Below are 19,003 nucleotides of genomic sequence, written 5' to 3'. Positions count from 1 at the left end.
CCAGATTTGAAAAATGATATTAACCGATAGACAACCTTTCACCGATGAAGATCGTACCATTCTGATTTCCTATAAAGCGGTAGTTGATGGCGTGAGCGCGTTGATTGGCGAGCATTGTGAAATCGTCTTACACTCTTTGGAAGATATTGAGCATTCCGCCATTTGTATCGCCAACGGGCATAATACCAATCGCCAAGTGGGTTCTCCGATTACGGATTTAGCCTTGAAATCTTTGCGTAATATGCAAAGTGAAAGTGTGTCTAAGCCTTATTTTACGCGTGCGAAAGGTAATGTGTTGATGAAGTCTGTCACCATTGCGATTCGAAATGGTAAACAGCGCATTATTGGTTTACTTTGTATCAATATTAATTTGGATGTGCCGGTCTCTCAATTTATGCAGGCCTTTATGCCAACGCAGGAGCAAAATGAAACCTCTTCCGTCAATTTTGCAAGTTCAGTGGAAGAATTGGTGGCACAAACGGTAGAAAAAACCATTGAAGAAGTAAATGCAGATCGCTCGGTTTCGAATAACAATAAGAACCGTCAAATTGTAGTTTCACTTTACGAAAAAGGCATTTTTGATATTAAAGATGCCATCAATTTAGTGGCTGATCGCCTAGCGATTTCTCGCCACACCGTGTATTTATATATTCGTCAAATCAAACAAGAGCAAGAGTAATGAACTATGTTTTCGCCGTGAAAAGTCCTGTTTATGGAAAACAAGGGGCTTTTCTTGCCTATCAATTCGCCCAAGCGTTACTCGAAAAAGGGCATGCCATTAGCCAAATTTTCTTTTTCCAAGACGGTGTGAGTAATGGCAATGGCTTGGTTTATCCTGCCAATGATGAATTTAATCTCACGCAAGCTTGGCAAGCCTTTTCAGCGCAACATCATATTCCTTTGCATTTATGTGTAGCCGCTTCACAACGTCGTGGTGTGGTGGATGCACTTACGGCAAAAGAGACTGATAAAACCAATTTGGCAGAAGGTTTTGAGATTACAGGCTTAGGCGAGTTTATGGCGATGGCATTAAAAGCAGATCGGGTGGTGACGTTATGAAGCTGGCATTCTTATTTCGTACCGCACCGCATGGAAACGCGATTTCTCGTGAAGGTTTAGATGCTTTGCTTGCTGCGACAGCATTTTGTGATGAAGAGGAAATCGGTGTCTTTTTTATCGATGATGGCGTATTAAATTTACTCGATGGGCAAAATTCTGAGTTATTGTTACAAAAAGATTTTATTCGTACCTTTAAATTATTAGATTTATACGATATTGAACAGCGCTTTGTCTGTGCCACTTCACTCGACCAATACAATTTGCAAACAGAACAACTCATTATTTCTGCTGAAAAAATTGACCGCACTTCGCTGATCAATAAACTTAGCCAAGCAGAAAAAGTGTTTACGTTTTAAGGAATATTATGCTTTATACCTTTTCTCTAGCTCATTATTCTGAGACAGACATTCAATGTTATTTGACTGAAATCACGGAAAATGATGCGGTGGTTTTATGGCAAGATGGCGTGTTGCTAGCGGTAAAGTACGGGGAAATGTTTACCCAATGCAAAGGGCAATGTTTTATGTTGGAACAGGATGTTTTAGCCCGAAATTTAACCGCACTTTTGCCAGAAAACAATCAAGTGCGGTCAATTTCATTAACAGATTTGGTGGATTTAACTGCTCAATATTCGCCTCAAATCGCCTTATAGTGGGCGTTCTTTCGGTAACAAGAGCGGTAGTACCATGACAGAATAAAGTGCCAAACCTGCGGCCATTAAGCAGGTAATTTCTAATCCTCCTGCGCGTAACCATTCGCCAAATCCCATGTCATTAACTAGTGTGGCATAAAAGAATCCTGCCACGACTGTGTAACTAAATCCGATTAATCCTGCAATTAATGCAATAGCTTTTACGTTGTAGCTTGCATAACGGTGAAATGCCGCCCACAGCGTAATGAGAAAAGTCGGCACTGCAGCCACAATAAAGACAGAAAGCACTGAGCTCTGAATTTGCTCAGTATCATTATTCGAGAATGTTAAGGCAACAGTGCCAATAATTTGAATAATCAACGGAAAAAGAATAAATGCTTTAAGATATTTTTTCATGAGATGTCCAATTAATAGAAAAACGGAAGCATTGTATCAATCAAATGAAAGACAACCAATCTTTTCTCTATTCGGTTTTTATTACATCCACTAATGTGGGCTGAACGATTGAGGCATAATCTTGTGTGTTAAGGATAATAGAGCGCTCCAAGGTGCCTGCATTAAATGCTAATTCATCATAACGAGACAGTAAGCTAGGATCAGCAATTAGCAACAAATCAGGATGAAAGCTAAAAGGCGGAATTGCACCAAATACACAGTCAGTTAGGGCGTCTACTTCTACTGGACTAGCAAGCGAGGCTTTCGTGCCGCCTAAATAGGCCGCTACCTTACTCAAATCAGATTGTTGATCGGCCGGCAATATAACTAACACAGCTTGTTTTACGCCATTTCCTTTCACTTTGCATACTAGCGCTTTTGCCCCTTGCCCTAATTCTGTACCACGAATTTTAGCCACTTCCTCTGATTTTCCCGCAGCCGGATGCTCAACCACACGGTAGTGTGCTTGATGTTCATCTAAAAGTGCGGTCAATTTTTCAAATGTTTTTACAGACATGACTATTTACTTAAAGGGGGATAAGTTTGATAAGAATTTGCCCCCTTTTTTATGTGAGTACAGGAATAGATCTATTTTTTAGTCTTTTTCTCTTTTACAAAGTGTTTGCCATCAAAACGATAATAAATGCGTTCAGAGGTCATTTTCCCGTTACCACAGGTCTCTTCAAATTCATGTACAAGAGGGAAGCTAAAGCGGTTATTTTTCAAGTCGTAATCAAAATAGGCATTCGATTTTGGTAAATCATTATTCGTATATGAGATATACGATACACCAATATTAGAAGTCGGTGCTTTGCCTTGAATCAGATTGGCTTCTTCTAAACCTTTTTCCGTAATTTGATAAAATTTCGCTGCGAGTGCATGATGGCATTGACTGTAGATGTCAGCAGTTTCTATAAAATAGTAAGGTTTTTCATTCAATTTAGGGGCTGTTAGGCTGGTTATATCAGAGCCTAACTCATTAAATTCCGTTTTCCAAGTGCCGTTAGGTAACTGATAACGCCAAATGCTGCCATATTCGTGCATTGTGCCGCCAGATTGCCAATCCCAAGTCAGAATCTGAAGCTTATTGTCTTTTGACGTGAGCACGCCAACCCCCGCTTTAGGTGCTTTTTCCCAATCGCAGAATTTGCCTTCTAAATTTTCAATTTTGGCTAACGCCTCTTTAAAACGTTTTTCTGAAGACTGGTATTTTTCTTCATTGTTTTCGTTATAGCTGCCGTAGGTTTTCATCTCTGAATAACTTGCTGCTAATTCTGTATCAATGATTTCACATTGGTTAGCGTAAGCGGCAGAAGAAAAGAGACACAGGCAAAGTAAGGTTTTTTTCATAGAGCGTTCCTTTTTTAAGATTATCTTTCGCAAGCAGAGAAGGTGATTGTGCAATTCGCTGAATTCATTTTACAGGCTGCTAAGGCTTCTTGTTCAGCTTTTTCTCGCTTCATTCTGAAATTGCGAACTGCAGCATATTTTTCAGGAGAATCTCCTGTTGCCAATGCAACACAAGCATGATTAGCTTCTGTGACAATTTGGCAATGTTGTTTATTTGCATCATTTGAAGCAAGCTCGCAATCCTTTAGTGCTTTATTTTGAGCAGCCTTTATCATACCTCCCTCGCCATAACCAAAAGCACCATTTTGTGGATTATAAGCAATTACACTCCACCAATTAGGAAAATCTAGAAGTGGCGGTGGTGGTGGATACGACATTTGATCTTCGATTGAAGGTGTTGTTGCAAAAGCCGAAACGGATAAAGCACATAAAGCCAATGTAAGTGATTTTTTCATTTTTATTTCTTGTGAAAAATTTTGTGAGGTTTATCTTCTCTTTATTGTAAAAGCATATTACTAAGCAAGCTTTTAGTTAAAAAACTTTGCATCTATACCATATAGCACATCTAAATCATGCTGTGGTAAGAAGTCTTTTTCTTTTACTTGATATTGCACAACTTTGTCATTTTGCAGTACTTTTTTCACTTCGCCTTTACCTTTCCAGCAGAAAGAAACAATCTGATCTTTGGGTCTTTCAATGGTAAGCGTAAAATCCGCAATAGGTTTTGCCCAGTTTGCTCCAGTTTTGAGAATATAACCTAGCTCACGGTAGTATATCCCTTGATTAGATTTTGCTTTTACTGATTTTTTAAATGATGGATCAATACAAAAAGTATCGGCAAACTTTTTATAATCCACGAGATCATGAAGCCCCATGCCAGATCCTAAAAGAGGGACATATTCGTGCTGAATTTGAGTAATCGAATTAGCTTTAAAGGTTTGTTGCCAGCTATAAATGATTTGTCCACCCCAAGTGATATCTTCGCTATCCTCAGAGTCTTTGTATGCGAATTTGGCAAGACGTGGGTCCTGACATTTCAAGATTTTCTTATCTGCAGAATCAGATTTACGCAACCAAGGCTCCATTAACTCTTCTTCAGTTAAACCACAGGCACGAAGAATGTCCGTGACATCGTGAGAAACCAATTCTCTTTTCTCTGCATCATCTGCATTTTTGGTTTCGTAAAAGAACGCGCGTACATGAGTTGTCGGTTTGATTTCTTTGCCATTCGCATAAATCTTAAAAGAATTGATTAAACTTTGGGTGTCGGCAAAATCACCGTAATCGTGCAGCATCACTTCCGGTAATGGGAATAGCACCGTCTCAGTAATGTCTTTATCGGTCAGATTGCGATATTCATATTCCACCTTAATTTTATCTTGGCTGATAAATAGGTTTTCTTTTTGCATCGCAATATGCTCATTTTTAATATATTCCACACCACCAGTAGAGACTGTTCCCGTACTGTCGTTGGCTTGAGCCATAAATGGAAGACAAAGAATCGTTAAGAGAAGAGACTTTTTCATGATTGGTGTTCCTTGTAAAAAGTGAGAAAAATTTGACCGCTCTTGTAGTAAGGCAATTAACGTATTGTGTATTTTTCAAATACGCTGCAAGCTAAAACAATTTTTGTTTTGCTTGGCTAATTTTAAAACCGTGTTTTTCTTTATTTGAACAAGTTAATGAATCGCCCGAAGCAGTGCATTGCCAGCCTTTGCCTTTAATTGTTTCGCCCTCTTTTAAGATTGGTGAGTCTGGTACAGCGGGGGTATCACTTGCACAAACAAGTGAAGCCTTTCCTGTCGCGCCAACAGAAAATAGCTCGCCCCATTCGAATTCACAATCTTTCGGACGCGGTAAAATCGGTTTTCCTTTAATTTTAGTAACACATTCAACTTGGGGGTTTAGACCAGGAAGGTCGCCAGAGCAATAAATAGCGTCATTAGCCGTGCGGAAACTGATGAAAGAGTCTGAGTTTGATGCTGTTTCTATTTGCGGGGTTAAGGCAAAGCTAGAAATAGAGAACGTACATAAAGCGAATACAAATAATTTTTTCATGATGAATCCTTATTGAATGGAGAGATTGGTAAAATGCCTACAAAATTTAACCGCTTGCAACCCCTTTTGAATTGCTAGGTTATGAGTTTACTTGTTTTGTTTCTTACAATAAAGGTAGGATAATAAACTTAACAATAATGGGCATAAAAAATAAATATAAACCGATGAGGTTTGGAATATGCCATCATAATTGGTGCCTTGTAGCCCATTCAAATTAAATAAATATTTCCCGAATACTCCAGCTTCCGCCATCCATAGTAACATCGCAAAGCGACGATAAAAACGTTGAAAAATAGCAAAAAAGAGATAGCTAAAAGTGGTAATGGCAATAAGTTTAAAATAGATATTAATAGAATGATGTAGACTATTAGCCACAGGCTCGTTGAATGCTAAATTATAACCAATGACTTGCACCCAACGCACGCCAAAGTTGAACAAGAAATAAGCACTAAATAACAAGACGATGAAATGCGTTAAAAAAAGTAAAAATTTCATATTGGAATATCTCAAAAGTAGGGAAATATTGCTTTTGTGGACCATAATAAATCGTTAATATGAAGACGATCATACTGTTTATTTAGAATAGATCAATACTTTATTAAAATGCTCAGATAAATGTTTTTCTAAAATACTAGGATATTTCTTAAAGAGATAGGCAAATAATAGACAAATACCTTTACGCCCCGTACTATGTTTCTTTTTCTTTGGTATGACTTATGACTCGAATTAATCTTGTTCCGCCTGAGGAGCTTTGTGATCAACATCTTTTAGCTGAACATCGTGAATTAACCCGTATTCCTAACGCCGTGGCGAAAGGTAAATATCACTTAAAAGGACAGCCTGCAGAATATAAGTTGGGGGAAGGGCATGTACGTTTTTTCTTTAATAAATTGTCATTTTTAAAGAAACGGTATGATGCATTGCATGCGGAATGTAAAGCGCGCGGATTTAACGTGCAGTATATTTGGAATGAAACATTACCCGATGACCCAAGTTTATGGTTAGACTATGAAGCTACAGAAGCTGCATTGCAGATTAATCGGGAACGTATTCAGGAACGAATGCCATTAAAGGCGAGATTTACACCGCATCTTTCAAAGAGCGGTCAAAAATAAAGGAGTTTTCACTTATGAAAGGCAGTGAGAATATAAAAAAGGTGAGCATCGCTCACCTTATGAATTGTTTAATCTTTCAATTTAATAAAAAACGTACCACTAGGTATGATAGGCAAATAGTTTTTATGGAAATCCATAAAGGTTTTTTGTGGGTCTATGTCTTCAAAAAGTTTTGGGTAAAGTGCTTTTGCCATAAATTGAGCGGCTGCTAGATCACTTAGTGAGCGAGAAGCCGTATGATAAATACCGTAAACACGGTGGTTTTTAACTGCAGGTAAATCTTGCCACCCTGCACGGGTTAAGAAACCTTTTAGGCGTTTTTGTGCATCCTGTTCATTGATGTTTATTCCCATCGCCATCATTTCATCGTTAGTTTCATGCCCCATTTCTGTGCCAGAAATCATGATCACTTCAGGTTGTGCGGCAAGAAGTTGTTCTGGATTAATTGGTCCCCAATTTTCGACAAAAGGCGCGCTTACGTTATTCCCGCCAACAGTTTCAGCAATAGCACCCCACATATTTTTACCAAAGGTAAAGCTATATTCACTAGGACCTTTATTGCCAAATTCTACATAGATTTTAGGTTTAGGTAGGTTAGCCTCTTTTACACGTTTTTGAATATCAGTAATGCCTTGAGCATATTCATCTGCAATTTTATTTGCTCGTTCTTCGGTACCTGCAAGTTGCCCAAAAATCTTTGCGCTTTGGGTGTGTCGTTCTACACTTTGAGCATTAAAATCGACAACAATAATTGGAACGCCAGCTTGTTCTAACTTTGGTAGTTCGGAACCAATAGTTTGATATTGCCATTCTGCAAGAATCAATACATCAGGTTTTAATGCCAAGGTTTTTTCGGTTGAGAAAGTTCCTGTATTTACATTACCAATATCAGCAATATTTTTGAGTTCAGGGATTTTTTCAGAAAACAATGCCCAACTTCCTGGATTAAATTTTTCCCAAAATTCACGTGAGATACCTTTAACATATTTAAAATTTTCAACACCCGTAACAGCAATGTAATCAGGATAGTAAAAGCCTAACACGGCATTTTTTACGGGCACATCAACGTTAACTTCTCGTCCTAATACATCTTTGATTGTTTTTATTTCTGCTTGAGTAGTGATACCAAAAGTCAGTAATAGAACGGCCAAAATTAAACGAATTGTTGATTTTTTTTGCATATAAACTCCTGTCTGAATAAAACATCAGAACATTACCATAAATAAGAATTATTATCAAGTTTAGATGTTATAAAGTGATAATACAAGAAATGCTGTTGAAGGGTAAAATAGGCATATATCTAGAAAAAACATATTTCGCATTTAAAATTGGAAGTGCGGTCAAAACTTAGTAAGTTTTCACTTCTCCTTGAGTTGGACTAAAGGAGAAGTGAATGTGGGAGAATTATTTATATTCAACCACGATATCGCTTTCGCTGACAGTATCACCATAAACTGGCAATAAGGTTTTTTCGTAAGCTTGTTTTAAACGACCATCTTTGCCTAAGGTTTGGATTTCGTTGTTTAACCAATTTAACAATTCAGGTGCATCTTTGCGAACAGCTGGTGCAATAACATCTTGATCACCAAAGTTTTTTACGCCTACGGTATAACCTGGATTTTGTTTTGCCCAAGCGAATAAGAAGGTATTGTCATTAGATAATGCATCACCACGACCATCACGTAAGGCTTCAAAGGTTTCTGTATTTTGTTCGAATTTTAATAACTTCACATCTGGATAGTTTTTGGTGAAGAAAATATCAGCAGTAGTACCTTTATCTACGATTAAAGTTTTGCCTTTTAATTGTTCAAGGTCAGTAATCACAGAACCATCTTTTGAGACGACACCGAGTGCTACTTTCATGTATGGATTCGCAAAATCCACCACTTCTTTACGTGCTGGGGTTACAGTAAAGTTGGCGAGAATAATATCAACTTTCTTAGAAAGTAAGTATTCAGCACGGTTTGCGGCATCCACTAAAACAAATTCCACTTTGTTTTCATCACCTAATAAATCTTTACCGATCGCTTTACCAATTTCAACATCAAAGCCTTGGCTTTTGCCTTGCGCATCTACATAACCAAATGGTGGTTTATCGCTAAATACACCAATGCGCACTTTGCCATCTTTTTGTATTTGCTCAAGGCTTGAAACTGTTTTTGCCCCGTCTTTAGCGGGTTCTTTATCATTACATGCGGTTAAGCCAAATGCTAAGGTGGCAGTAGCGAAAAGTGCGGTCAATGTTTTAAATGTTTTCTTCATAGTTTGTCCCTCTCGGTTCATAATTTAAGATATTTAAGAATGTTTTCGCACGATCCGTGGTTGGATTCGTGAAGAAATCTTCCGGTTTTGCTTGTTCAATAATTTGCCCTTTATCCATAAACACGATGCGATTAGCCACTTGACGGGCAAAATTCATTTCATGGGTAACGATGAGCATCGTCATGCCATCTTTGGCAAGACCTAAGATCACATCAAGTACTTCACGTACCATTTCAGGGTCAAGGGCTGCGGTCACTTCATCGAACAGAATAATTTCAGGGTTCATGCAAAGTGAACGTACAATGGCAATTCGCTGTTTTTGTCCACCGGATAGTTCACGTGGATAGGCATTTTTTCGGTCATATAAACCTACGCGTTTAAGTAACTCATCGGCTTGTTTTTCAGCTTCTGCACGATCGCGTTTTTGTACTTTTAAAGGGCCGAGTAAAATATTGTCAATCACTGATAAATGAGCGAAGAGTTCATAACTTTGGAATACCATCCCAATGCGTTGACGCGCTTTGACCCAAGGAATGTCTTTGCCTAATTCGCCTGCATTTTGCAGCAAAATCTGACCGTGCTTTATTTCTTCTAGTCCATTTAGGCAGCGTAAAAAAGTACTTTTACCACAACCTGATGGACCTAAAATAACGACCACTTCGCCTTTCTCTATAGAAAGATTGATGCCTTTGAGGGCTTCTACATCACCGTAATTTTTGACGAGGTTTTTAATTTCTAATAACGCCATGTGTTTTCCTAATTACAATTAACTTTCCCAACGGGTTTCTAAATAACGGGAAAATAAGGATAGCGGGTAACAAATCACAAAATATAAGCCGAAGATGACACCGTAAATCCAAAGCGCCGCCGATTGATTACTAAATAATGAATGCTCGATAATTTGTTGACCGACTTTAATGACTTCTACTACACCGATTAACATCGCTAAAGAACTGGTTTTTACCATGCGGGTAAAGAGGTTAATAGCACTTGGTGTCACACGTTTTAAACTTTGTGGCAGTAAAATATACACAAAGGTTTGAAACGGCGTTAAACCTAAAGCGTAGGCTGATTCCACTTGATGTTTTTCAATGGAAGTTAATGCGCCACGCACTAAATCCCCCATTTCTGCCGTTCCCCAGAAAATAAACACCAAAATACATACAGAGATGCCATCTAAGTGAATATCAAACCACTTTGCTAAACCGAAATAAGCGAGAAAAAGTAACGCTAATAATGGAATGATGCGTACAAATTCTAAATAAAAGCGGCAAATGGTATTGATAATTGGGTTTCTGCTCGTCATGATTACGCCAAAAATCACACCTAAAATACAAGCGAAGAAGACAGAAACAAACGCAATCTCAGCCGTCACCCATAAACCGTTGAGCAAGCGTTCAATGTTGCTACCTTGGAATAATAACTCAAGCCCCATATTTTGCTCTCCGAGTACGGCGTTCTAAATGACCGATGAACAGAGACATCGGTAAGAGAATGATCAAATAAAACACCACTAATAAAAATAAGGCCTCATTGGTTTTGTAATCGAGCCCGATGACTTCTTTCGCTACAAACATGAGTTCAGCGACGGCGACAGCGCTGATCACTGAGGTTTCTTTCATTAAGAACAAACAATTTGCGCCAATTGCAGGGGTAGCAATCGCAAAGGCTTGTGGGAAAATGACATAGCGAAAAGCTTGATAAGGAGTTAGGCCGATACTTAAGGCTGATTCAATTTGTCCTTTTGATACCGCTTCCAAACCACCACGAAAGGCTTCTGCCATATAGCTTCCACCTAAAAATGCCAGGCCGATAATGCCGCAAGTAAAACCATCTAATTTCAGGCCAATTTTAGACAGCCCAAAATAGAGAAAAAATACTTGAATTAATAAAGGCGTATTACGAGAAAGCTCAATATAGCCTTTTACTAGCCAAGTTAATGATTTGACTTTGTAGGTGGTAATCACCGCACAAATCACACCAATCACCAGCGACAATAAAATGCCCCAAAAGGCGAGATGAAGCGTCATCAGCGTGGCATGAATAAAACGTGGTGTGACACTTAAAATATAATCCCAATTCATTTTTCATGATTTAATCGTTTGTGTGGCGATATAGTAAAAAATTTTTAATCGGTGAGAAAAGAATGGAAATTTATTACTTATAAAGAAATGTAATAAGAAATGGGTTTTAAATAAAATAAGTGGCGGTGGGGAATTAAAAAACGGGGCTTTATTCAGCCCCGTCGTTGTTTATTTTAATCACGTTTCGCAATAAGTGCGGTTGGTTCTTCTTCTGTTTTTGGTTCATTTTGTATTTCAGCCGGTTTGTCTTGAATAGACATGGCTGATTTTAAACTGTCCTGACGAATTTTTTCCGCTGCCACTTTGTCGCCAGCTTGTTCGAACACATAAGAGGCCATCATGACATCATTTGGTTGGAGCTGGGTTGGGCAAGCAGTAACTTCTTTAAATGCTTCTGCTGCTTTAGCGAAGTCATTATTACGCACATAAAGATAGCCTAATGCACGATTGAGACAACAACGTTGGCTTTCATCCGCACGTTTTGCACGTTTTTCCACTAGTTTGAGCAGTTTGCTGTTATCTTCTGCTTGTAAACGAGTGATTTGCGTGCAAAGTTCAGGACTAATTGGGGTGTTATCACCCAATTTTTTCATGATTTCAAGCGTGAATTCATAAGCTGACTCATGATCGTTACAATCAATTAAACGCTGAATTAAAGCTGTTTTTAACTCTAAGTCATTGCGACGACGGCGTGGTTGAGCTTCCCACCATGCAAGCAGACCTTCAACGCCTTCTTCATTCATTTTTTCATCTAACAAGCCATTTTCTGTTTCTTGTTGAAGCGCTTTAAATTCTTCTGCTGAGAATAAGCCTGAACCTTCGATTAAATCTAAGATTTCATCTAAAGCTTGATAAGCTTTGGAGCGGCTATAAATTTCAGCAGCAAGTTTTAATACTTCTTTGTTGCGATCTGACATTTCAAGCAAACTGTCAACGGAACTGCGCGCAGCCGGTAATTTATTTTGTTGTAATAAAATACGGGTGCGAGCAATTTCGACAACTAGGTTATCTGAACCTGCAAGTTCAGTCGCCTCAATTAAATAACGGTTTGCGCTGAATTCATCACCGCGTTGCTGTGCAGCTTCAGCCGCTTTAATCAGATTTAATACTGGCTCTGCAGAATGTTTCGCATTTTTACCAATCAGTTTTTCTGCTTTGGCATAATCGCCTTCATTCATCTTCATCAAGCCTTCAAGGGTTTGACGCTGTGCTTTCACACGTTTACGGCGAGAGAACCAGTTATAGGTATTGCTACTTAAACGGAAGAAACGGGTCACCAACCACTCTAACGAATAAATCACTGCAAGCGTGACCACAAAGAGAATCACTAATGTGGTGAGTGACATTTCATATACGGTGTTTGCCGTTTCAACTCTGACATAACCTTGCTGACCGGATAGGTAAGGCCCTGCAATTAATCCGGCAAGTAAGGCGATCATTAAAAAGAGAACTCTAAACATTATCTATCCTTATTGTTGGGGTTCAGTTGCCGGTTGTACAGCTGGTGCTTCAGCGGGTTTTTCTTCAGCTTTTGGCTCTTCCGCTTTCGCTTCAGTTGCCGGTTTTACGTCTTCTTTTCTTGGTGAATTATCAACCGCTTTTTCTGCTTCAATTTCCACTTTCTGCACATCTAAAGGTGTACGATTTAAGTATTTATCAAGCATGCTTAAGCTTTGTAATTGGCTTGGCACATCCACATAGATGGATACTTCAGATAATTCATCCACTGATTTTAAGAAACTTTGAGTCACTTCAGCATTGGTATCAAAATAGCTACGAATCCAAGATGCAACGGCTTCTAAAGATTGTTTATAAAGTTCATTTTGCTGACGAGGCACTGCCATAATCGCTAATTGTAAGCGTAAACGAATATTTTCACGCAAGTAGATATCTTGGTTTGGCGCCAATAATTCTTTGCGATCCGCACCATGTTTCGGTGAAATACGGATAAAGTGATTCAAGAAGGAAGTCGCACTTTTTTCTGCGTTTTCCGCCCAGTCAGACAGAGAATCTGATAATTTTGTTGCATTTTGATCATCACCAAAATTCACATCTAACACAGGTAACTCATCAACCGTATTAGCTAATTGCGATAATTTTTGCATCACCGCATTTTGATCAACGCCAGCTACGGAGAGAAGTTGTTTCAGATCTTGATTGATAGCGCTACGAATAGCCGCAGATTGTGAATTATTCACTTTAGCAAGAGTTTCATCAGCGAGTTTTAAGAGTGAAACCGCTGTATCCACGTCATTATCTAACACTAATTTACGCAATGCATTGTTGAGCAAGAAATCCGCTTCTGAGAATAACCAATCAGTAGGTTGTTGAGCATTAGCTTGAGCGCTCACTTTATTGATTTGTGATTGTAAGCCAACTAACTCATGTGATTTGGCATTGATTAGCTCTTCTACTTGCGCAATTTTGTTTTGCGTTGCTTTATTCGCAGACTCTAATTGAGCAAGCTGTGTAGTATCAAATTTTACTTCTTGAGCAGGTGCTGAAACCACCGTTTTATTATTGATTTGAGCTTCAAGTGCGGTCAATTTTTGTTGGAATTCATCCACTTTTTGTTGGCCAAAATAATAACCTGCACCACCCACGCCAAGTGCAATGAGAATAGCCAATAAACTTAATCCAGTACCACTTTTCTTCACAACGGTTTGTGTACGTGGCGCAACAGGCTCGCGATCTTCAGTTTGAATTTCCACTGCATCTGTTTCTTGGATTTCATCTGTCGTTTCAGGGGTTAATTTCTCTTTCGCCATATCTTTTCCTTAGTGAGAAAGGGGAGTTACTTCATTAAGAAGTAAGGTATTAAGTAAACTTTGATTGTCCGCACCGGCGGAAACCACCACATTATGCCAACCTTGTTGTATTGCAACATCCGCAATGCGTTGACTTACCGTGACTAAACAGCAATTTTTTAGCCAATTTTGTTCATTTTCAGGTACAAATTCGATTAACGCCTGCAAAATTTCAAGGCTTGTTACCACAAGGGTTTGCACGCCAGAACGAATACAAATACTGGTTTGCTCTTCGTTATTATAACTAATCGGCGTGCGTTGGTAACATTCGACTGTCTCAACAGTTGCGCCGCGTAGTGTGGTCTGTTCGCGTAATAATTCTCGTCCACCGTTGCCGCGTAAAATTAACAAGTTTTTATCTGTTAATTCTGCCATTTGCGGTAAATTTAGTACGCCTTCAGTATTTTCCGACGTGATTGGATAACGAACAGTACATTCAGTTTGACAGGAAAAATGCTGTGCCGTTCTATGTCCAACTGTAAAGTATTGTAAATCTTGACGCCAGCTAAAGCCAATATCTTTCAGGGTTTTATCCGCAAAATCGACCGCACTTTTGGATACCAAAAACACATAATCACCACTTTTTAGCTGATTAAGTTTCGTTGGTAATTGTGCCAACTCAGCACCCGCCTCAATAGAAAGCAAAGGCAAATGCAAGGCAACCACACCGGCTTGATTCAGCTGATCAACGAGGGCTTTTCCTCGTTCATCTGGGCGAGTGACTAGTACGGCCATGGTGATTTCCTATGCTGAGTAAATCTTCGTCAGAATCTTATCTGCGCCTTGTGCTAGAAGCTGTTCAGCAATGGTCACGCCTAATGCTTCGGCATTTTCAACCGCACTTTTACCTTCCGCGCGAATAATCGCAGAGCCATCAGCTTCGCCGACGAGTGCACGCAAGAAAATTTCGCCATTTTGCTCAATGGCATAGCCACCGATTGGCACTTGGCAGCCACCTTGTAAGCGAGTATTCATTGCACGCTCAGCCAAAACACAAGTCGTCGTGGTGGCATCTGAAAGTGGAGCAAGTAATGCTTTTACTTCTTCATCATCAACACGGCACTCAATGCCTACCGCGCCTTGTCCGGCAGCCGGTAACGACTGTTCCACTTCAATAAACGAGGCAATACGTTCCGCTAGCCCTAAACGAATTAAGCCAGCTGAGGCTAAAATAATGGCATCGTATTCGCTATTGTCTAATTTACTTAATCGGGTTCCCACATTGCCGCGTAAGGAGCGGATATCAAGATCAGGGCGTAATTGTTTTAATTGGCATTGACGACGCAAGCTTGATGTTCCAACGATGGCACCTTGTGGTAATTCATCTAATGAACGGTATGTATTAGACACGAAAGCATCGCGCGGATCCTCACGTTTACAGATCACACTTAACCCTAAACCTTCTGGAAATTCCATTGGCACATCTTTCATTGAATGGACGGCAATATCAGCACGTTTTTCAAGTAAAGCGTTTTCTAACTCTTTAACAAATAAGCCTTTTCCACCAATTTTAGCCAAAGGGGAATCTAAGATTACATCGCCTTTCGTCACCATCGGAACTAATTCAACAGAAAGTGTTGGGTGGAATTTTTCTAATTGATCTTTTACAAAATTCGCCTGCCAAAGCGCTAAAGGGCTTTGACGGGTCGCAATTTTTAAGGTTTTAAGTGCTGCCATAAATACCGCTGATTTTAAATAGAAATATGGTCTATGCTACCATTTTTAGGGCAAAAAGTCAGATCATTTAAATTTTTGATTTCTGATGAGCTAAGTGGTACAGTAATATCAGTTATATGGTCATAGGTAGGAAGCCTTGAAATACGATCTCACTCAAGCCCGAAAATGTATCGAAACTCTAGATAAACGTCGTTTTGATCGTGCATTATTGGGCTCTGGTGATGCATTCCGACACATCGTCTCTTTGGTGCCGCTGTTGTTGCATCTTAATCATCCAGCTCTGCCGGGTTATGTGGAAGATGCCCCTACAGGCATTGCCGATTTTATCCTTTCCAATTATCAGCAAAATTTTCTCTCAAAAGAACATCCCGAACTTGTCGAAGATGTGCAAAGTGCGGTCAATTCTGATGCTGTTTTCACACCGATCTTAGGTATTTATGTGATGGGGAGTTTTGGCTCCATTAGCCAAACTTCAGCTTCGGATTTGGATATTTGGATCTGCCATCAAGATGATTTATCTGAACAAGAACAGCAGCGCTTAGCGGAAAAAACGAAGAAAATTAGCCAATGGGCATCCACATATCATGTGGAAATGCATTTCTATTTGATGACACAACAACGTTTCCGTAACGAACGTTATTCCGATCCACTAACTAAAGAAAACAGTGGTTCTGCCCAATATATGCTGTTACTGGAAGAATTTTATCGCTCCGCTGTACGCCTTGCGGGTAAACCATTGTTGTGGCTGCACTTGTGGGTGGAAGATGAAAAGCAATATGAGGCCGAAGTTGCGCGTTTAGTCGCGGCTGGTGAGCTTAATTTAAATGATTGGGTTGATTTTGGCGGATTAGGGCAATTCTCTGCAAGCGAATATTTTGGTGCAAGCTTATGGCAACTTTATAAAGGTATTGATTCTCCTTATAAATCGGTGATGAAAATCTTGTTGTTGGAAACCTATGCCCAAGAATACCCAAATGCCCAGTTAATTGCTCGCCAATTTAAAGAGGATTTGCTTTCTGGTCACAGTACGGCTATACATCATTTCGATCCTTATATTGCGATTTTAGAGAGAATTAGCCAATATTTGACCGCACATTCAGAATTTAAGCGTCTTGATTTTGTACGTTCTTGTTTTTATGTGAAAGCCACAGAAGACTTTGCGTTATATCACGCCTCAAACTGGCGTATTTCTTATATGAAAATGATGGCCCAAGAATGGGGTTGGTCAAAAGAACGTATTGAAGAATTAGATCAGCGTCCAAATTGGAAAATTAAACGGGTGAAAGAAAGTCACAATAATTTGGTGAATTTCTTGATGATGAGTTATCGAAATCTAGTGGATTTTGCGCGTAAACATAAAATTAACTCTAGCGTAATTCCACAAGATATCACGGTGCTTTCTCGCAAACTTTATACTGCCTTTGAAGAATTGCCGGGTAAAATTACGTTACTAAATTCACAAATTTCCTATAACTTAACAGAAGAACACCTCACGTTCATCGAAGTTCACGGCAATAAGCGCTTTAAAGATGGGTGGTATATGGTAAATCAGCCGCCGCACCACATTATGTTCTCGAAAGAACGCGTGATTGAATATGGCGAAAGTTTAAATAAAGTGGTTGCGTGGGCTTATTTTAATCGCTTGTTGACGGCTGAAACCCATTTGCACTTAATCAGCCAAAATATCGACCAACTTACTTTACGTAATTTTGTGGCTGATTTGCGGTTGTTTTTTCCGCATACAAATAGCCAAGTTCCGACAAATGAGGCACTTTCTTCGCAGTGCGAAATCCGTGATTTGTTTATTGCGGTGAATTTGGTGAATGACCCAACCGCACAAGTCGAAGAGCTTAAATCCAATATTTCGCCAAGTGATTTATTCAGTTTTGGTCAGTTAGAACAGAGTTTGGTAGGAAGCATTGATTTCACTTACCGTAATGTGTGGAATGAAATTCGAACCTTACATTTTGAAGGACAAAATGCGATTTTGCTTGCCTTAAAAGTGCTTTCTAATAAAATTGATCAAGGGGTGAATCAGCCTCGTTCTGTGCAGGTTTTCTGTTACAGTAAACATTACAACCGCACATTGCGAAACTTGGTGAGTGTACTCGTAAACCGTTGTATCAGCATTCAATTAGGGGATAGTCGCCCAACAACCCATTCTCGTCTGCGTGTAGCAGGGAAAAACTGGCAATTCTTCTTTGAAGAAAAAGGGATCAGTTTGCAACCTATTGAAGGCGGAAAAGAAAGTGCGGACAATTTTGAAGACGTTTTACCAACCCAGTTGGAAGAGAAAGAGATTATCCCAGAAGCACGTCGGTATCCACCTGAAATTGATTTGTTTGCCAGTGAAGGTTTTTTACAATTCTTCTTTGAAGATAATGCCGATAATAGCTTTAACGTTTATTTGTTAGATGAGAAGAATCGTCTTGAAATTTATCGTCAATGTGAAGGTTCAAAAGATGATAAAGTACGCGAAATAAATCGTATTTATCAATCGCTTGGTTCAAATGATTGTGAAAATCCGTATAAAATGGTGCAACGGAATTTTAATTATCCGCAATTTTATCAATTGCACTCAACTGAAAGCGGCATGCGTATTATGCCGTTCAAATTTAAAAGCAAAAGGACTTGCGAATAGCTAAATCAAAACAAGCATTGTTTGAGATAAATCAAGTTTATCTGTAAATATGCATTGGAAGATGGGCAAAATCCCGATAGAATCCCACGGTCAAAAATCTATTGAAAAGTAATCTAAGGCAGTGGATGTTTTGCCTTCAGGCAATAGAATGGTGTCCGCTTATCTCTTGGAGAATATTATGCAAGAAAAGTTAAAAGTATTAATTATCGACGACCATCCATTAATGCGTCGTGGTATCAAACAATTAGTTGAATTAGAAGAGAATTTTGAAGTTGTCGCTGATGTAGGAAGCGGTACAGAAGGCATTTCCATTGCGATTCAAGAATCCCCGGATTTAATTATTTTAGATCTTAATATGAAAGGTCTTTCTGGTTTAGATACCCTTAAAGGATTGCGTGCAGAAGGTGTTGATGCACGAATTTTGATCTTAACCGTATCTGATGCGAAAAATGATATTTTCACTTTGATTGATTCTGGCGCAGATGGCTATTTATTAAAAGACACTGAACCTGATGTGTTACTTGAGCAAATTAAACGTATTGCACAAGGTGAAGTGATTTTAAGTGATTCAATTAAAAATCTTCTTTTAGAACGCAAACATACCGTTGATCCAATGGATTCACTCACTGATCGTGAAATGGATGTATTACGTTTAATCGCAACAGGTTTATCGAATAAACAAATTGCAGGCCAGCTTTTTATTTCTGAAGAAACGGTTAAAGTGCATATTCGTAACTTACTTCGTAAACTCAACGTGCATTCACGCGTTGCGGCAACTGTCTTGTTCTTTGAGCGAAATGGTCGATAGGTCAAATTTAGAATATAAAAAAGTGCGGTCAATTTTGACCGCACTTTTTATTTCT

General features: G+C 39.1%; 23 protein-coding genes. 7 read left to right on the top strand and 16 right to left on the bottom strand.

The features are described from left to right. Window positions 1-13 precede the first annotated feature (13 nt). The 4 genes from PARA_RS02595 to PARA_RS02580 are packed head-to-tail and all read left to right on the top strand — an operon-like array spanning window position 14 to window position 1,711. The gene (locus PARA_RS02595) at window positions 14-679 is read left to right on the top strand and encodes a helix-turn-helix transcriptional regulator (RefSeq protein ID WP_014064413.1); all 666 of its coding nucleotides are present in this window, start codon (window positions 14-16) and stop codon (window positions 677-679) included. After that, a complete protein-coding gene (gene tusD / locus PARA_RS02590; protein ID WP_014064412.1) occupies window positions 679-1,059 on the top strand; it encodes a sulfurtransferase complex subunit TusD in 381 nt (126 codons plus the stop codon). The genes PARA_RS02595 and tusD overlap by 1 nt, the downstream gene beginning before the upstream one ends. After that, entirely contained in the window at window positions 1,056-1,415 is a 360-nt protein-coding gene (gene tusC / locus PARA_RS02585; protein ID WP_014064411.1) for a sulfurtransferase complex subunit TusC, read from the top strand. Before tusD ends, tusC begins: the two co-directional genes overlap by 4 nt. A gap of 8 nt (window positions 1,416-1,423) precedes the next feature. Beyond that, window positions 1,424-1,711 carry a DsrH/TusB family sulfur relay protein gene (locus PARA_RS02580; protein ID WP_014064410.1) on the top strand — a complete coding sequence of 96 codons (288 nt, stop codon included), beginning with the start codon at window positions 1,424-1,426 and terminating at the stop codon, window positions 1,709-1,711. On the opposite strand, the gene PARA_RS02575 is transcribed toward PARA_RS02580, so the two are convergent. From PARA_RS02575 to PARA_RS02545, 7 genes are all read right to left on the bottom strand, one after another. Beyond that, window positions 1,706-2,107, bottom strand: a complete 402-nt coding sequence (locus PARA_RS02575; RefSeq protein ID WP_014064409.1) for a hypothetical protein — start codon at window positions 2,105-2,107, stop codon at window positions 1,706-1,708. The genes PARA_RS02580 and PARA_RS02575 overlap by 6 nt on opposite strands. 67 nt (window positions 2,108-2,174) lie before the next feature. Then, window positions 2,175-2,663 carry a YbaK/prolyl-tRNA synthetase associated domain-containing protein gene (locus PARA_RS02570; protein WP_014064408.1) on the bottom strand — a complete coding sequence of 163 codons (489 nt, stop codon included), beginning with the start codon at window positions 2,661-2,663 and terminating at the stop codon, window positions 2,175-2,177. Window positions 2,664-2,734: 71 nt separating this feature from the next. Beyond that, the gene (locus PARA_RS02565) at window positions 2,735-3,496 is read right to left on the bottom strand and encodes a hypothetical protein (protein WP_014064407.1); all 762 of its coding nucleotides are present in this window, start codon (window positions 3,494-3,496) and stop codon (window positions 2,735-2,737) included. Window positions 3,497-3,516: 20 nt separating this feature from the next. Then, a complete protein-coding gene (locus PARA_RS02560) occupies window positions 3,517-3,951 on the bottom strand; it encodes a DUF4189 domain-containing protein (RefSeq protein ID WP_014064406.1) in 435 nt (144 codons plus the stop codon). Between the two features lie 72 nt (window positions 3,952-4,023). Further along, window positions 4,024-5,022: a DUF4424 family protein gene (locus PARA_RS02555; RefSeq protein ID WP_014064405.1), complete on the bottom strand. Its 999-nt coding sequence runs from the start codon at window positions 5,020-5,022 to the stop codon at window positions 4,024-4,026. 91 nt (window positions 5,023-5,113) lie between these two features. Further along, complete coding sequence (locus PARA_RS02550; RefSeq protein WP_014064404.1) at window positions 5,114-5,554, bottom strand: DUF6636 domain-containing protein; 441 nt, start codon at window positions 5,552-5,554, stop codon at window positions 5,114-5,116. Window positions 5,555-5,641: 87 nt separating this feature from the next. Next, on the bottom strand, window positions 5,642-6,049 hold the full coding sequence (locus tag PARA_RS02545; RefSeq protein WP_014064403.1) for a hypothetical protein: 408 nt from the start codon (window positions 6,047-6,049) through the stop codon (window positions 5,642-5,644). A 221-nt stretch (window positions 6,050-6,270) separates the two neighbouring features. Between PARA_RS02545 and PARA_RS02540 the strand changes: the two genes are divergently transcribed. Then, a complete protein-coding gene (locus tag PARA_RS02540) occupies window positions 6,271-6,669 on the top strand; it encodes a pyrimidine dimer DNA glycosylase/endonuclease V (RefSeq protein ID WP_014064402.1) in 399 nt (132 codons plus the stop codon). 68 nt (window positions 6,670-6,737) lie between these two features. Here the strand turns inward: PARA_RS02540 and PARA_RS02535 are convergent, their stop codons facing one another. The 9 genes from PARA_RS02535 to hemC all read right to left on the bottom strand — a co-directional run bounded on the left by PARA_RS02535 (window position 6,738) and on the right by hemC (window position 15,499). After that, on the bottom strand, window positions 6,738-7,850 hold the full coding sequence (locus PARA_RS02535) for an ABC transporter substrate-binding protein (RefSeq protein ID WP_014064401.1): 1,113 nt from the start codon (window positions 7,848-7,850) through the stop codon (window positions 6,738-6,740). 223 nt (window positions 7,851-8,073) lie between these two features. Further along, window positions 8,074-8,931: a cysteine ABC transporter substrate-binding protein gene (locus tag PARA_RS02530; protein ID WP_014064400.1), complete on the bottom strand. Its 858-nt coding sequence runs from the start codon at window positions 8,929-8,931 to the stop codon at window positions 8,074-8,076. Then, on the bottom strand, window positions 8,915-9,679 hold the full coding sequence (locus PARA_RS02525; RefSeq protein ID WP_014064399.1) for an amino acid ABC transporter ATP-binding protein: 765 nt from the start codon (window positions 9,677-9,679) through the stop codon (window positions 8,915-8,917). Before PARA_RS02525 ends, PARA_RS02530 begins: the two co-directional genes overlap by 17 nt. 18 nt (window positions 9,680-9,697) lie before the next feature. Beyond that, window positions 9,698-10,366, bottom strand: coding sequence for an amino acid ABC transporter permease (locus tag PARA_RS02520; protein ID WP_014064398.1), 669 nt, complete (start codon window positions 10,364-10,366; stop codon window positions 9,698-9,700). Then, entirely contained in the window at window positions 10,356-11,015 is a 660-nt protein-coding gene (locus PARA_RS02515; protein WP_014064397.1) for an amino acid ABC transporter permease, read from the bottom strand. The genes PARA_RS02520 and PARA_RS02515 overlap by 11 nt, the downstream gene beginning before the upstream one ends. Before the next feature lie 173 nt (window positions 11,016-11,188). Further along, a complete protein-coding gene (locus PARA_RS02510; RefSeq protein WP_014064396.1) occupies window positions 11,189-12,475 on the bottom strand; it encodes a heme biosynthesis protein HemY in 1,287 nt (428 codons plus the stop codon). A gap of 9 nt (window positions 12,476-12,484) precedes the next feature. Continuing rightward, complete coding sequence (locus tag PARA_RS02505; protein ID WP_014064395.1) at window positions 12,485-13,783, bottom strand: uroporphyrinogen-III C-methyltransferase; 1,299 nt, start codon at window positions 13,781-13,783, stop codon at window positions 12,485-12,487. Between the two features lie 9 nt (window positions 13,784-13,792). Next, window positions 13,793-14,557, bottom strand: a complete 765-nt coding sequence (locus PARA_RS02500) for a uroporphyrinogen-III synthase (RefSeq protein WP_014064394.1) — start codon at window positions 14,555-14,557, stop codon at window positions 13,793-13,795. Window positions 14,558-14,566: 9 nt separating this feature from the next. Next, entirely contained in the window at window positions 14,567-15,499 is a 933-nt protein-coding gene (gene hemC / locus PARA_RS02495; protein WP_014064393.1) for a hydroxymethylbilane synthase, read from the bottom strand. A gap of 136 nt (window positions 15,500-15,635) precedes the next feature. Here hemC and PARA_RS02490 point away from each other — a divergent pair, with 136 nt between their 5' ends. Together PARA_RS02490 and PARA_RS02485 are read left to right on the top strand one after the other, a co-directional pair. Further along, window positions 15,636-18,140: a class I adenylate cyclase gene (locus PARA_RS02490; protein ID WP_014064392.1), complete on the top strand. Its 2,505-nt coding sequence runs from the start codon at window positions 15,636-15,638 to the stop codon at window positions 18,138-18,140. A gap of 178 nt (window positions 18,141-18,318) precedes the next feature. Next, a complete protein-coding gene (locus PARA_RS02485) occupies window positions 18,319-18,948 on the top strand; it encodes a response regulator (protein ID WP_041918205.1) in 630 nt (209 codons plus the stop codon). Window positions 18,949-19,003: the final 55 nt, after the last annotated feature.

It is taken from the genome of Haemophilus parainfluenzae T3T1 (assembly GCF_000210895.1).
In the GTDB taxonomy this organism is placed as follows: Bacteria; Pseudomonadota; Gammaproteobacteria; order Enterobacterales; family Pasteurellaceae; genus Haemophilus_D; species Haemophilus_D parainfluenzae_A.
This window is presented reverse-complemented; position numbering and strand designations above follow the sequence as displayed.

Coding starts and splice junctions, on each gene's coding strand:
- PARA_RS02485 (WP_041918205.1), top strand. CDS start 18,319: ATGCAAGAAAAGTTAAAAGTATTAATTATCGACGACCATCCATTAATG.
- PARA_RS02555 (WP_014064405.1), bottom strand. CDS start 5,022: ATGAAAAAGTCTCTTCTCTTAACGATTCTTTGTCTTCCATTTATGGCT.
- PARA_RS02500 (WP_014064394.1), bottom strand. CDS start 14,557: ATGGCCGTACTAGTCACTCGCCCAGATGAACGAGGAAAAGCCCTCGTT.
- tusD (WP_014064412.1), top strand. CDS start 679: ATGAACTATGTTTTCGCCGTGAAAAGTCCTGTTTATGGAAAACAAGGG.
- PARA_RS02565 (WP_014064407.1), bottom strand. CDS start 3,496: ATGAAAAAAACCTTACTTTGCCTGTGTCTCTTTTCTTCTGCCGCTTAC.
- PARA_RS02595 (WP_014064413.1), top strand. CDS start 14: ATGATATTAACCGATAGACAACCTTTCACCGATGAAGATCGTACCATT.
- hemC (WP_014064393.1), bottom strand. CDS start 15,499: ATGGCAGCACTTAAAACCTTAAAAATTGCGACCCGTCAAAGCCCTTTA.
- PARA_RS02560 (WP_014064406.1), bottom strand. CDS start 3,951: ATGAAAAAATCACTTACATTGGCTTTATGTGCTTTATCCGTTTCGGCT.
- PARA_RS02525 (WP_014064399.1), bottom strand. CDS start 9,679: ATGGCGTTATTAGAAATTAAAAACCTCGTCAAAAATTACGGTGATGTA.
- tusC (WP_014064411.1), top strand. CDS start 1,056: ATGAAGCTGGCATTCTTATTTCGTACCGCACCGCATGGAAACGCGATT.
- PARA_RS02510 (WP_014064396.1), bottom strand. CDS start 12,475: ATGTTTAGAGTTCTCTTTTTAATGATCGCCTTACTTGCCGGATTAATT.
- PARA_RS02520 (WP_014064398.1), bottom strand. CDS start 10,366: ATGGGGCTTGAGTTATTATTCCAAGGTAGCAACATTGAACGCTTGCTC.
- PARA_RS02580 (WP_014064410.1), top strand. CDS start 1,424: ATGCTTTATACCTTTTCTCTAGCTCATTATTCTGAGACAGACATTCAA.
- PARA_RS02545 (WP_014064403.1), bottom strand. CDS start 6,049: ATGAAATTTTTACTTTTTTTAACGCATTTCATCGTCTTGTTATTTAGT.
- PARA_RS02575 (WP_014064409.1), bottom strand. CDS start 2,107: ATGAAAAAATATCTTAAAGCATTTATTCTTTTTCCGTTGATTATTCAA.
- PARA_RS02505 (WP_014064395.1), bottom strand. CDS start 13,783: ATGGCGAAAGAGAAATTAACCCCTGAAACGACAGATGAAATCCAAGAA.
- PARA_RS02530 (WP_014064400.1), bottom strand. CDS start 8,931: ATGAAGAAAACATTTAAAACATTGACCGCACTTTTCGCTACTGCCACC.
- PARA_RS02515 (WP_014064397.1), bottom strand. CDS start 11,015: ATGAATTGGGATTATATTTTAAGTGTCACACCACGTTTTATTCATGCC.
- PARA_RS02540 (WP_014064402.1), top strand. CDS start 6,271: ATGACTCGAATTAATCTTGTTCCGCCTGAGGAGCTTTGTGATCAACAT.
- PARA_RS02570 (WP_014064408.1), bottom strand. CDS start 2,663: ATGTCTGTAAAAACATTTGAAAAATTGACCGCACTTTTAGATGAACAT.
- PARA_RS02550 (WP_014064404.1), bottom strand. CDS start 5,554: ATGAAAAAATTATTTGTATTCGCTTTATGTACGTTCTCTATTTCTAGC.
- PARA_RS02535 (WP_014064401.1), bottom strand. CDS start 7,850: ATGCAAAAAAAATCAACAATTCGTTTAATTTTGGCCGTTCTATTACTG.